Raw genomic sequence first — 14,619 nt, 5'->3', positions numbered from 1 at the left:
TAAATAAATGTAATAATGAAAAGACAACTAATATCCAACTTCTTCAGACTGCTTCCCGCCGGAATGCTAGTCCTAAGTTTCTTTTTCAGTTTTTCTATTTTCGGGCAAACACCTATTTCTCTGCAAGGTGCTTTAGAAATTGCAGAATCAGGTAGTCCCTCCATTCAGCGATCTCTACTGAATATTGAACAATATCAACATAATCTAAGAGCAGAAAGAGCATCGTTAAAATCTAGATTCTCGCTAACCTTAGAGCCGTTTAGTTACAGCAATAGCAGAATATTTGATAATCAATTCTCGCAATGGTTTACTAATACTGAAACCTTTTCTAGAGGAACTTTTCAAGTAGAACAGCCAATATTGAAAACGGGTGGTTCTATCGGATTATACAATACATTAAGCTGGAGAAACAACAAGACTGCAATTGCTAATCTGAGCGAAAACTCTAATAAAGCATTCTCGAATAACTTATACCTTACCTTTAATCAGCCGTTATTCACCTATAACCGAAGACAAATGGCATTAGATGAATTAGAGCTCAACTATGAAAATGCCAATCTTGAATATGCCATTCAGCGATTAACATTGGAAAAAACAATCACCAGCCAATTCTTTGATGTTTACCTAGCTCAACTAAACTTAGATATCGCTAAAGAAGAATTGAAGAACACATCGAAAAACTTTGAAATCATCAAAATGAAAGTTGAGGCTAATCTACTGGCTAAAGAAGAATTATACCAAGCTGAATTAAACTTTGCAAATGCTCAACTTTCAATTCAAGACAACGAATTAGCATTGGCAAATGCCGAAGAAATGTTCAAACGTGAAATAGGAATAGACTTAGATGAAGATATTCGGTTAGTGACAGAATTAGATGCACAACAAGTACTCGTGGATCTTGATAGAGCTGTAGAATATGCTTTAAATTCTAGACTAGAATTAAGACAGCGCAGAATTACTATTGAAAAATCTTTCTTTGAAATGGAAAGAACGAAGTCTATGAATGAATTTAGGGCGGACGTGCAATTGACCTTAGGAATCTTTGGTGACAATAGAAATTTTGGAAATGTATACGAATCTCCTACAAGTAATCCAAGTGTAGGGCTTTCGCTTAATATTCCGATATGGGACTGGGGCGAAAGAAAAGAACGGATTCAAGCTGTCGAAGTCTCGATAAAGAGCCAAAAATTAGAACTACAAGAAGATGAGAAGCAAATCAGAATGGATATTCGTCGTGCTTACAGAAGTGTGCAAACTCAAATGCCACGAATTGAAATCGCCAGAAAGAATGTAGAAAATGCAGAGCGGACATATGATATTAACCTAGAAAGGTACATCAATGGTGATTTATCCGGAATTGACCTGAACCAATTTCAGACACAATTGTCCAGCAAAAAAATAGATTTAGCACGTTCATTGATCAATTATAAAACCCAACTACTTGATCTGAAAATATTGACTTTGTATGACTGGGAAAAACAAGAACCAGTTTCATTGGCTTTAATCAGAAATTAGAACACTTGATGAAGTGTTCGTGAGTTGAAATAAGTTCTTATTAGGCGAAGATCTCTAAGAACTTGACCATTAAAAAAATAAAAACAAACGATAGTGAAAACCAGTATTTACCTTATCGCATTTACCTTGTTGACCATCATTTCTTGTAATCAACCGGAAGAAGAAAGTCCAAGTATTGATATTGCATCGCCAGTATCCGTAATCCAAGTAAAAGCAGATCAACTTTCTCGGTTCACCATTGCAACTGGGAACGCAATGCCTGACCAAGAAATGGAGATCAAAGCAAAACTAGGCGGTGAATTTCATCTGAAAAATCATCCAGATTACAACCGACCATATAAATTGGGAGATCGAGTAAAAGCAGGTCAACCTTTCATGGAAATCAAGGATCGTGAATACGTGAATTCGATCAGCCTGGAAGCAAAGAAAATGAATTTGGAATTAGCAGAGAAAACCTACCTCAAGCAAAAATCTGTATTTGAAAAAGGTGGTGTGACAGAACGAGAACTCAAGAATGCTGAACTGGAAGTCACTTCTGCAAAAAATGAACTGGAAAATGCAGAAATTAGGTTAGAAAAAATGAAAATGGAAATCCCTATTTCTGGCGTCTTCGTTGAATTTCCGCATTATACACCTAACAGTATAATCGAGCAAGGAGCTCCATTGGGTAAGATTATGAATTATTCCAAGATGTATATCGATGTCAATCTTCCAGAGAATACAATGAAGGAAATTAAAATAGGACAAGCAGTACAGTTAACTAATTACAGCATACCAGATGATACCCTTTCTGGCAGGATAACAGAAATTTCTCCTGCGATAGATATCGAAACAAGGACTTATCTAGCTAAGGTTAGATTCAGTAATCCAAAACTTATGATTCGTCCTGGTATGTTCGTGAAGACCCTCATCAAGGTCAATCAGAAAGACAATATTATTGTCATTCCGAAAGAAATCATCATTTCAGACCAAACTGGAAAACGAGTCTATGTAGTAGAAGATAATACTGCATTTGAACGTGTTATTGAAACTGGAATCGAGAATGGTGATATGATAGAAGTGCTTAGTGGTCTGGAAGAAAATGAACGACTGGTGGTGAAAGGATTTGAAACGCTTCGTGATAAAGCCAAAGTGAAAATACTGAAATGAAGAAATTAACAAAATTTGCAGTAGATTATCCAGTAACCATCTTGATGGCGATCTTAGGCATTTGTATTCTAGGTTACATTTCCTATGCTCGCTTGGGCGTTGACTTACTACCGGATCTCAACTCCCCAAGGCTTTTTGTTGAAATAGAGGCTGGAGAAAAAGCTCCAGAGGAAATCGAAAAGCAGTATGTGGAACAAATCGAAGCCTTAAGTATGCGCCAGCAAGGTGTAACTCAAGTTTCATCACTTGTTCGAATTGGCTCCGCACAACTCACGGTTGAATACAATTGGGAAAAAGATATGGATGAGGCCTTTCTCGATTTGCAAAAATCCCTCAATGATTTCAACCAGGGAAATGAACTAGAACGAATTAGTGTCACCCAATACGATCCCAATAGTGCACCTATTATGTTGATCGGAATTAGCCATTCAGAAATCACCGATCTTAATGAACTAAGAAAGGTAGCAGAAAACTACCTTAGTAATGAATTAGTGCGACTGGAAGGAGTTGCTCAAGTTTCGCTTTCTGGTGAGCTAGAACAGGAAGTAGTGATCAGCCCTATTCCATATAAAATGGAAGCCTTTGAGATTACGATGGACGCCATTGCACAAAAAATCCAAAGTTACAACCAAAACATTTCTGGTGGCACGGTTCAAGAACTCGGTCTCAATTATACCGTGAAAGGGATAGGGATGTTAGAAACAGAAGATGATTTTAATCAACTTATTGTTGGGTATAAGGAAGGACAAAGTCAGAATAGTGGCGTTATTCCGAACGCCGCAGAAGCCGCCAACACCGGAAATTCAAAGAAATCCCCGATCTACTTAAAAGATGTTGCTGAAACCATTTTTACGAATAAAAAACCTAAAAATATTGTCCGTGTAAATGGACATCGTTGCATCGGCTTATCCATCTTTAAAGAAAATCGCTTCAACACGGTTAAGGCCGTAGAAGAAATATCCGCTGAACTCGATGCGATCCGTGATGCCTTACCTGGTTACCAATTCGAAGTCATTTCAAACCAAGGAACCTTTATCAAAAATGCCATCGATGAAGTGCAAGAAACTGCCTTAATTGGAATCGGACTTGCAGTTGTAGTATTATTCTTCTTTCTTCGAAGATTTGGTACAACTTTAATCATCAGTATCGCGATTCCTATTTCTATCGTAGCGACTTTTACACTCATGTACTTTAATGGATTGACCATAAATATCATGACCTTAGGTGGACTAGCGCTTGGTGCCGGAATGCTTGTTGATAATGCCATCGTCGTCCTTGAAAATATATTTAGGAATCACGAAGCTGGAGCTGATGCGAAAACAGCAGCCATCCAAGGGACAGCAGAAGTTGGTGGAGCAATTACAGCTTCTACACTGACTACTATCATTGTTTTTCTGCCTGTTATCTACCTTCAAGACGCAGCTGGGGAACTATTCAAAGATCAAGCTTGGACTGTTGCTTTTTCCTTGGTTTCCTCCTTGTTCGTTGCCATTTTTGTAATTCCGATGCTGTATCATCGATTTTATAAAAACCGAACCTTACCTAAGCAATCAGCTTCATTCGAAGTAAATGGATATGGCAAAGTGCTTAAAGGACTTTTAAAATTTAGATGGATTGTTATTCTGCTTGCTGCTTTGTTAGTCGCTGCTGCTGTTTATATTTTCCCATCGATTGGGACAGAATTTATGCCTAGCGCTACGAGTAAGAAATTCAAAATGGATGTGGCGATGCAGGAAGGTACTGTACTAGAACGAACAGCCGCTACCGTAAGTAACGTCGAGGAAATCATTCAAGAAGGCTTAGCAGATGATCTTAAGTTTGTGTATAGCCATATCGGTCCCAAAACGGATCCAGGTGGTGGACAATCTGCTGTTTTTCAAGGAGAACATACCGCAACGGTGGAAGTGGCATTAATTGACAGTACTAAACTCGGAACTCATAAAGTGATTGCCGCATTAGATGCAGCGATGAGTGGAATTCCAGGTGTCCAGTTTTCATTTTCGCCAGAAGTCTCTTCATTGAGTAGCATTCTGCGTGTAGAAGAATCGCCGCTTATGGTTGAAGTCAAAGGAGAAGAATTAGATGTCATCGAAACCTTGACACAATCGGCCATGGAAAAATTGTCGAATATCCCAGAATTATTAAACCTTCGAACATCTATCGAACAAGGTGCTCCTGAAGTTGAGATTCTGTTCGACCGATTTAAATTAGGCTTGTATAACTTAGATATGAATAGCGTGGTTACCCAAATACAGGACCAACTCAAAGGAAAAAATATAGGTCGACTCGAAAGATCTGGTGAAATGATTGATATCCAACTTCAGTTACCGGAACAAGGGATTAAGGAATTCGAAAACATGACGATTAAAGGAGGGGAGAAGTTGTATCGACTGAATGAAATTGCCACTTTAAAAACTTCATCTGCAGCTCGTGAAATTCATCGTCGTAACCAAACCCGGATAGGCAAAGTATATGCACAAGCAAATGATGATGAAACGCTGGAATTCTTAGCTCAGAAGATGCGTGTCCAATTAGACGAAATTGATTTACCACCCAACTATAGCATTTCAGTTGTGGGAGATGAGCTACGACGGCAGGAATCCATGAAGAGTTTGACTTTTTCTTTGATTCTTTCCATTATCTTGGTGTATATGGTGATGGCTTCACAATTTGAATCCTTGCTTCATCCATTTACGATTCTCCTTACCATACCACTAGCCGTTGTCGGAACAATTGCCACTTTTTATTGGCTGGAAATGCCCCTAAGCATTATGGCCATTATAGGAATAATAATGCTGGTCGGAATAGCGGTCAATGATGCCATTATTCTCGTGGACCGAATCAATCAATTAAAACGAGGAGGGCTCGCAAGATATGATGCCATCGTTCAAGCAGGACAGCAAAGAATTCGACCAATATTAATGACCAGTTTAACAACAGTTCTTGCTTTGCTACCGTTAACTTTTGGGTTTGGAGAAAGTGCTTCTCTACGTGCACCAATGGCTTGGGCAGTGGTCGGAGGATTGGTTACATCTACGTTTTTGACCTTAGTGGTTATACCGTGTGTTTATGCAGTTATCGATTTCGGAGGAAATAAAGTAGAAGAATGACATCACTAATCCAAAGGAAAGTAACAATCTGCATGATCTTCATCGGTCTAAGCATGTTAGGATATATCTCCTATCATCGACTACAAGTCGAATTGTTACCCAATGCGGAATTACCAATGTTATTTGTACAAATAGCATCTTCTACTTCTTCAAGTCCGCAATATTTAGAACAGCAAGGTGTCATTCCTGTGGAGGGAGCTATAGGAACTTTGGAGGGGATAGAAAGCATCGACAGTAGGATAGGGGGAAACCAAGCTTTTATCCAAGTTAGTTTTAAGCAAGGTGTCCGATTTAAATATGTTTTTCTAAAACTGCAACAAAAAATTGACGCCGTCAAAGCTCAATTACCTGCCGATCTATTTGTCAATGTTTCTAAAATCGACTTACAACAATTAAGTAATCAATTCTTAGAACTACAGGTCAGGGGAAGCGGAGGAACCGATCGGTTGCGGACGATAGCTGAGCAAGAAATCCTTCCTGCTTTTGAAAACCTCAATGGAATTGCATCCATTAATGCTTTCGGTGGTCGACAAAAAAACCTAGAAATTCTCTTAGATAAACCAGCTTGTGAGCCTCACAATATAACCCCAGAGACCGTCCGTTCACGACTAAGTCAAAATTCAGGAAGCCGAACATTAGCAGGTTATCTGTATGAAGGCAAACGAAGATATTTTATTCGGACAGCGACAGAATATACGGAACTGAGTGAAATTGAAAATATCGTCATGGCACCTGGACCAATACTATTACGAGATGTTGCCAATGTATCATTTGGGGTAGACGAAGGAAAGACGATCAGTCGGGTAAATGGAAAAGATGCCATTTCATTGACCGCAACGAAAGCTTCCCAAGCAAATATCATCGACCTTTCGCATAGTTGTCAAGACTTGATTAAAGAACTCAATATTCAATTAGAATCCAAAGATGTAGAGATTGTTATTCAGAGCAACGCAGCAGATGATATGGAAAAGAACATTGACCAGATCATTAACCTATCCCTCATTGGTGGGTTCTTGGCTATCCTCATATTATGGGTTTTTCTGAAAGATCTGCGCTTAATTTCCATTATTGCAGTCTCCATTCCAGTGTCCGTATTATCCGCTTTTAACTGGTTTTACGCAGCGGACATCAGCATTAACAGTTTGACTTTAATTGGCATGGCGTTAGCCGTCGGAATGTTACTTGATAATAGCATCGTTGTGTTAGAAAACATATATCGACTAGTGTCAGAAGGTCGTCCAACTAAGGAAGCGGTAACTAAAGGGATGACGGGAGTAGCTAAAGCGATACTTGCAGCAACACTAACTACAGTTACTGTCTTTTTGCCGTTTATCTTCTTTGGAAATTATCTCCTGAACATCATAGGTAAAAACATTGGAGTATCCATTATCTCTACTTTAATGATGTCTTTGTTGGTCGCCTTATTATTGATTCCAGTGCTCGCTGCGTTAGTTTTAGGAAAAAATCCTAAGCATAAAAAATCAGTTTTCAACCTTTCAAAAGTTAAAACGCGAACAGAAAGAGTCTACATGGTTTTGCTGAAAAGCAGCTTAAGAAATCCAGCAAGAATAATTATCGGTGGACTGCTTTTGTTCTTTGTGACCACATTCGCAGTCCTAGCATTAAATATTAATGTCCTAGAAGAAGTAGAGACCGACCAGATAGATGTTTATGTCACAATGACCAAAGGTAGTACGCTGGAAAAGACAGACAAGGTTGTACTAGAGATTGAATCAAAGCTTTTAGGCATAGAAGAACATGAAGATATCAGTAGTCGAATAAAAGAGGAAGATGCGGTTGTGAGTCTAAAATTGAAGAAGGACTTTAAAGACATTGGTGACCGAACATTTAATGAAATAAAAGAAGAAATTGAACAGTTGATTCGACGAATTGGCGGAGGGACCATCAGCCTTACCCCAAGTAGTAGTGGCAGTGAAGGTGGAGGTGGCCAAGACTTGGGAGGTATGGGTGCGATGGGAGCTTTAATGGGTTTCGGAAACAGTCAAGAACGGATCGTTATTAAAGGTGAGGATTATTCATTGTTGCAAAGGGTAGGGCAAGACCTTCTTTATCATGTTCAAAATCTCAGCGAAACGCGAAGTGCAAGCTTGAGCACTCGTGGAAATCGTCCAGAAGCATTATTAGATTTTGATGCTTTAATGTTAGCTAGAAATGGCATTACTCCTGAGAATATTGCAATGGCCTTAAGAGATTTAGGTCAGGAATCACCTGCGGAGGCCAATTTCAAATACGGTAATGAAGATTACAATATCATCATAAGAGAAAGTGATACCAAGGAAGCTGGTTTCCAAACCAAGTCTATGGATGATTTAAGAGAATTGGATGTAAGCGATCAGCAAGGAAGTCTTCATAAAATGAAAAATATTGCATCGATCAGAACGGCTCAAGGTTCAGACGATATCAGACGAATAAACCAGCAAAAACAGATAGAACTAAATTATGCTCCTACGAGGCAAGCAGAGCAATCGAAAGAATTACTAGATGCCTACAAAGACAATATTAGCAGCTTAATTGCTAGTTATCCGCTACCACCAGGAGTAGCAATAGAATTAGTAGACGCACAGGATCAATTAAAGGATTTCAAGCCTTTAGTCGGTGCAGCTATTTTATTGATTTTCATCATTTTGGCTTCAGTATTCGAATCTCTTTCTGCACCCTTCGTTCTAGGCTTTTCTGTTCCATTAGCAGCCACCGGAGCATTGCTAGGATTAGCGATAACGGGAAATAGTCTTATGAATGCTAATGCGTTGACAGGATTTTTGATTTTACTTGGTGTTATTGTCAATAACGGCATCATTATGATCGACTACGTTAATGCTTTGCGTCGAAAAGGATATCGAAAAACACGAGCCTTGATGACTGCTGGATTGCATCGTTTAAGGCCGATTCTCATCACTGCCATTACAACTATCGTTGCGATGTTTCCGCTGGCTTTAGGAACGGCAGAGTATGTAGGCCTTATCGGCGCTCCGTTTGCAATTACTGTGATCGGTGGTTTGGCATTGGGAACGGCTTTAACCTTAATTATGATCCCAACAGTCTATCTTGGATTAGAAAATACGATCGCTTGGTTTAGGTCCTTACCTTGGTGGGTTAAGTTTCTTAATATAGGATTGTTCACATTAGGAGCGCTGTTGGTATACTTCAGAATAGATGCGATACTCTGGCAATTGGCTAATATCCTGTTGATGGTTTTCTTACTACCTGCTATAACTTATTTCATCCAAGAAAGCTTAAAGCGAGCTAGTGAAGAAATTGTACCCATGGATGTTGCTCCTGAAATACGGATACAAAATCTAGTCAAGATTTACAATCGTCCAGGTCGATTTTCAAGAGAATGGAGTGGGAGTGAATCATTAGCTGGTCACAGGACATCACTCAATGCAAAACAATCTTGGTCCTCTATATTGAAAGATTTAATATGGCAGATTCCGTTACTTGTATTTTTAATCTGGTTTTGTTTTTCATTTTTAGAATCTGGTTTTTGGATGACCATTATGGCCATAGCAGTTTACTTACAAATACTGGAAATATGGAAACCGATCGGGAAGGCTTTAAAAGCTGGGGAACGTCGCTGGTGGAGACGTATTTTAATAGGAATTGGTAACTTTATATTTTGGTTGAGTCCATTGATTATCTTGACTCAATTGAATGCTAAATGGGATGGTTGGGGATTTGCATTTACGATTGGTGTGATTTGGTATTTGTTTTTATTTATCCAACAGTCTTCCTCTTATTTCTACAAAAATCAATTAAAAGTAGAACGGATTAAATGGCGACTTCGAAGATTTTATTATCGCACGATTCTGCTCATACCATTTGTAGGGAAACGACAGACTCCGTTCAAAGCACTTAGTGGTATTTCACTTGATATTGGTGTCGGAATGTATGGTTTGCTGGGACCTAACGGAGCAGGTAAGTCAACCTTAATGAGGATTATCAGTGGTATTTTTGACCAAAGTTATGGTAAGATTTGGATTAATGGAATTGATACCCAAGAAAAGAGAGAGGAATTACAAGGTTTGATCGGTTATCTTCCTCAGGCATTTGGTACTTATGAGAATATGTCTGCATGGAATTATCTTGATTACCAAGCTATTCTAAAAGGTATTACTAATAATGAAGTACGAAAGGAAAGACTAGAATATGTAATGGATGCGGTCAATATGTTAGACCGAAAGAATGAAAAGATTGGTTCTTTTTCAGGCGGAATGAAACAACGTATTGGTATAGCGCAGATACTGCTGCATCTTCCGCGAATTCTCATCGTTGATGAACCGACAGCTGGATTAGATCCTAGAGAACGTATACGCTTTAGAAATCTGCTAGTCCAATTAAGTAGAGAAAGAATTGTTTTGTTTTCTACGCACATCATCGAAGATATTGCCAGTTCCTGTAATCAATTAGCGGTGATCGACAAAGGGGAATTAAAATACCAAGGCTCTCCCTTAGAAATGGTACATCTAGCAGATGGATTAATCTGGGAATATCTCATTCCAACAGAAGAATTTAGTCATGTAAGTGATCAACATATTATTGTCAATCACATCAAAGAAGGGGAGCAAATAAGAGTTCGGTGTATCTCTCAAAAGAAGCCATCAGAAACAGCCTACTTAGTGGAACCTGTCTTAGAAGATGCTTATTTGTGCTTATTGAAAAATATTAAAACGGAAGCCAATGATTAGCTCTCTTGTCCTTATCAGCAGAATTATCCGCTACAACTTAAAAGTTGTATTTGCAGGGCGTTTTTTACTGTTCCTGTTGGCTGCACTTGCATTCTACATTTTCTTTATGACGATTAGTGTATTTGACAATGTGGAGATAAATATTGCTTTTCTATATGATATTACTTTTTTTCCAGCATTGCTTTTGATTTTCTATCCGATGGTTTTCGGAATTCAGCGAGACGATGATGCACGAATGTTAGAGATTTTATTTGGGATTCCGGATTACAGATACAAAGTATGGCTTGTAAGATTGGTACTGACTTTTTTCTTGGTGTTCCTGATGCTTATTCTTTTCTCAGCTTTGGGATCCTATTTGTTGTATCCTATAAATCCAGTAAAACTAGCAGCTCAGTTAGCTTATCCTGTATGTTTTCTCGGAAGTCTGGCATTCTTACTATCCACGAAAATAAAGAATGGAAATGCAACAGCGGTGGTGATGGTTATTCTTGGGTTCTTTATCAGTATATTTAGTGAAATTGTGGAGAATACCATTTGGGATATTTTCTTGAATCCTTTCGAAAGCCCTAGACAGTATACACAGTTAGCATTTCAGCAAATCATTTGGAAGAATAGAGTTTTCCTAAGTGTGGGATCGATTGTATTTATTTTGGGAGCGTTGTTGAATTTACAGAATCGAGAGAAGTATATTTAGCCTTTGCTTGATGTTAGCACTTTTAGTGATGACATCAATTTTAGTTCTTGTTCTGAAGTGTCCAATGGACCTTGGGTTTTAACCCGAGAAAGGTATACTATTTTATTCAGAAAATCTCGCACTGAAGTACGAGGTCCTGTGATACTCATATTTTAATGTTAATCCAACTTTAGGTAGTCAGAATTTAGGTTTTGATGTTATCATTTTTAGTGATGACATCAATTTTAGTTCTTGTTCTGAAGTGTCCAATGGACCTTGGGTTTCAACCCGAGAAAGGTATACTATTTTATTCAGAAAATCTCGCACTGAACTACGAGGTCCTGTGTAACTCATTTTTTAATATTAATCCAACTTTAGGTAGTCAGAATTTAGGTCTTGATGTTAGCACTTTTAGTGATGACATCAATTTTAGTTCTTGTTCTGAAGTGTCCAATGGACCTTGGGTTTTAAATCGAGAAAGGTATACTATTTTATTCAGAAAATCTCGCACTGAACAACGAGGTCCTGTGTAACTCATTTTTTAATATTAATCCAACTTTAGGTAGTCAGAATTTAGGTCTTGATGTTAGCACTTTTAGTGATATTATGATGAGTCTGTTTAAGAAACATTAAATAGATAATATCTATTATTTAATCTCTCCACGTATATACATCGCAATAGCCTCTGTCTTGTTATTCACTTCCAGCGTGCGATACATATTTTTAATGTGAGATCGAACGGTCTCCACCGAGATATTAAGCTTTTCAGCAACTTTCTTGTATGAATTAGCTTTGACTAAAAGCTGAAGGATCTCACGCTGTCGACTAGTAAGGATAGTGGCCTTGCTCTTTCCTCCACCCATGAAATATTTCACAATTTCGCGAGCTACATTTGGAGACATATAGGAGCCGCCATCGACTACAATTCGAATGGCTTCCACGATGGTTTTTAGGCTTTCTTTTTTTGATATGTAGGAGCAGGCCCCAGAGCACATGGCTTTTAGGATCTTTTCTTCTTCCTCATAGGTGGTCAACATGATGATGTCAATCTCCGGAAGTTTTTCTCGGAATTTAGGAAGTGCTTCAAGTCCTGAGAGACCCGGCAAGCCAATATCGAGCAAGAGAATATCGGGTTGGTATTTGGGATGATGTTCTAATTTGTAGAGGAAAGCTTCGGCAGAACCGAAGCTTTCACCTACTTCGAAGTCGTCGTGAAAGCTGATGAATTTCATCACATTCTGACTGATCTTCATATTGTCTTCTATAATATCGATCCTGGGTTTCTTGGGTTTTGCTTCCACTTTCACATGTCTAAGTTATTTAAAATTATGCTTTTATTTAGTAGATTAATTAATCTTGATTCTTCTTTTCAATAGCCGCTTTCAATTCTGCCATTCCTGCTTTTAACAATTCGAGCTCTGAGGATTGATTAGCGAGTTCACTTTTAAGATTTTCAATAATATTCTGTTGTTCCTGCATCGCTTTGACGATAACAGAAGTTAGCTGTCCATATCCCATTCCCAACGTTTCTCCTTCTTCGATATCTCCTTCTTTTCCAGAGATTAATTCAGGAAGAATTTCTCGTACTTCTTGAGCAATAAAGCCTATTTGGTCTTCGTCATTAGATTTCATTTTATAAGCGACAGGGCGGAGTTTCATAATTTCATTCAATCCGTAGCTTATTTCTTGTATTTGTTTTTTCAAACGGCGGTCAGATCCATTGGTCCAGACACCTGCAGCGGTGCAATGTGCTCCATTAGCTAGAGTCGTTCCGAGGTGCAATGGATGCGCTGGATCAGAAATACCAATCCCAATATTCCCTCCCTTTTCTAGCACAAAAACATTGTCTGCAACACCTGTTTCAGTATATCCGATGTTGCCGCCGTTTTGTAATCTCAAGTGCCATGTTTCACCGCCTGATGAATCATATATTTTTAAAACATTATCTGCTCCACCGCCACCATTTGTTTTTACAGTAAGTGGGAATAAAGTGCTTGGAGCTCCTCCTATTGTGACTAGCCCATTTACTAATATATCATCTTCAAAAGTACTTAAACCAGCTACTTCCAATTCGTTTTTAAAATGTCCTATCCCATTTACTTTTAATGAATCATCTATATATGCCTTACCGAAAAAGTAACCAGCCCAGTTTTCACCTGAAGTGAATAGAGTTTTTCCATAGACACCAATATTGGTTGCTCCGTTTGCTGCAAAACCGTAAATGCCACTATTTATACCTTGATTTACTCCATTTGAATGTCCAATCGTTCCAGAATATACACTTCCCCCATTTCCAGAAACCTCTCCTCTAACACCAACCTTTCCACCTCTTCCTTGCACTCCAGTTCCCTTTTCATCTATAGATATATTTTCTCCTAATATTGCTGGTATATCATGTGCGTTACTTTCACTTGTGAATTCTACAATTCCTTTTATTGCAGAATTTTCATCTCCATCAATTAACTTGACTTCCTGCCTTCCATTGATCTGTAAATATTTATTATCAAATTCTCCATAGATTAAAGCATTATCCTTGTCCCCATCGCTATTCTCTATGTACAATTTATTCGAGCCAGCTTCATTTTTGCCAGATTCACTTCCGATAAATATATTATTGCTACCAAAATTATTGAATCCAGAACACCAGCCAATTGCAGTATTATGACTTCCGAGATCATTAAAAATTAGCGATTGTAAGCCAATGACAACATTATTACTTCCTTCTGTATTGGTATTTAATGACTCAAATCCTATTGCAACATTTTGCTCGCCTGACGTATTGTTGCCTAAAGCTCTTGCACCAATAGAAGTATTTAAGCTGCCGGATGTATTTTTAGCTAATGCATTATTACCGAAAACTGTATTGTTGGTACCAAAATTTGTTCGTCCAGCTCGCCATCCATAAAAAGTATTTCCAGGAGAATTAAATAAAGGCTCAACATTGAGATCGCCATTGAAATTGCGACTTATATTCAGCTCTTCATCACCATCTACAAAAATCCTTATCGTATCCCGAAAGCCATTTTCCACCGCTTCTATTCTTGTATCCCCATCTGCATCAACAACTTTTCCCCCAACTGCTTCCCAAGCACTTCCATTAAAGTACATGAAATTGCTAGTTGAAGGTTGGAAAATCATAAGTCCTTCAGCTGGGTTGTTAACAGCACTTGTTTCTAGCCGCGGAATCAACAGCCCTTTGTCTGTACTTTTAATTTCTAAGATAGCACTGGGTTCTGGAGTAGATGTTCCAATTCCAACATTCTGAGAATAGACTTGCCCTGCTAGTGACAGAAGTAGAATTATTATAAATAGGCGAAATGATCTCATAATAATTATTTTTTTTATACAGACTAAAGGTAGTCTATGATTATCACCCATTCTATCACCCTAGAGGGTGAGTTAATTACTCAAATAATCCGCCCATCTTTACATTAAACAATCAAGCAATCGTATATTTCATCTATAT

General features: G+C 38.3%; 7 protein-coding genes. 5 read left to right on the top strand and 2 right to left on the bottom strand.

Annotation, left to right across the window (positions count from 1 at the left end):
- Positions 1-15: 15 nt before the first annotated feature.
- The 5 genes from L2586_RS13250 to L2586_RS13230 all read left to right on the top strand — a co-directional run bounded on the left by L2586_RS13250 (position 16) and on the right by L2586_RS13230 (position 11,174).
- Complete coding sequence (locus L2586_RS13250) at positions 16-1,515, top strand: TolC family protein (protein ID WP_235293391.1); 1,500 nt, start codon at positions 16-18, stop codon at positions 1,513-1,515.
- Positions 1,516-1,608: 93 nt separating this feature from the next.
- A complete protein-coding gene (locus L2586_RS13245) occupies positions 1,609-2,664 on the top strand; it encodes an efflux RND transporter periplasmic adaptor subunit (protein WP_235293390.1) in 1,056 nt (351 codons plus the stop codon).
- Entirely contained in the window at positions 2,661-5,774 is a 3,114-nt protein-coding gene (locus L2586_RS13240; protein WP_235293389.1) for an efflux RND transporter permease subunit, read from the top strand. The genes L2586_RS13245 and L2586_RS13240 overlap by 4 nt, the downstream gene beginning before the upstream one ends.
- Positions 5,771-10,480 carry an efflux RND transporter permease subunit gene (locus L2586_RS13235; protein ID WP_235293388.1) on the top strand — a complete coding sequence of 1,570 codons (4,710 nt, stop codon included), beginning with the start codon at positions 5,771-5,773 and terminating at the stop codon, positions 10,478-10,480. The genes L2586_RS13240 and L2586_RS13235 overlap by 4 nt, the downstream gene beginning before the upstream one ends.
- Positions 10,473-11,174 (top strand): hypothetical protein, encoded by a 702-nt coding sequence (locus tag L2586_RS13230; protein WP_235293387.1) that lies wholly within the window; start codon positions 10,473-10,475, stop codon positions 11,172-11,174. The genes L2586_RS13235 and L2586_RS13230 overlap by 8 nt, the downstream gene beginning before the upstream one ends.
- 626 nt (positions 11,175-11,800) lie before the next feature.
- On the opposite strand, the gene L2586_RS24680 is transcribed toward L2586_RS13230, so the two are convergent.
- Positions 11,801-12,460: a response regulator gene (locus tag L2586_RS24680; protein ID WP_235293386.1), complete on the bottom strand. Its 660-nt coding sequence runs from the start codon at positions 12,458-12,460 to the stop codon at positions 11,801-11,803.
- A gap of 43 nt (positions 12,461-12,503) precedes the next feature.
- Positions 12,504-14,480 carry a tail fiber domain-containing protein gene (locus tag L2586_RS13220; RefSeq protein ID WP_235293385.1) on the bottom strand — a complete coding sequence of 659 codons (1,977 nt, stop codon included), beginning with the start codon at positions 14,478-14,480 and terminating at the stop codon, positions 12,504-12,506.
- Positions 14,481-14,619 lie beyond the last annotated feature (139 nt).

It is taken from the genome of Portibacter lacus, assembly GCF_021533215.1.
Taxonomy (GTDB): Bacteria; Bacteroidota; Bacteroidia; order Chitinophagales; family Saprospiraceae; genus Portibacter; species Portibacter lacus.
This window is presented reverse-complemented; position numbering and strand designations above follow the sequence as displayed.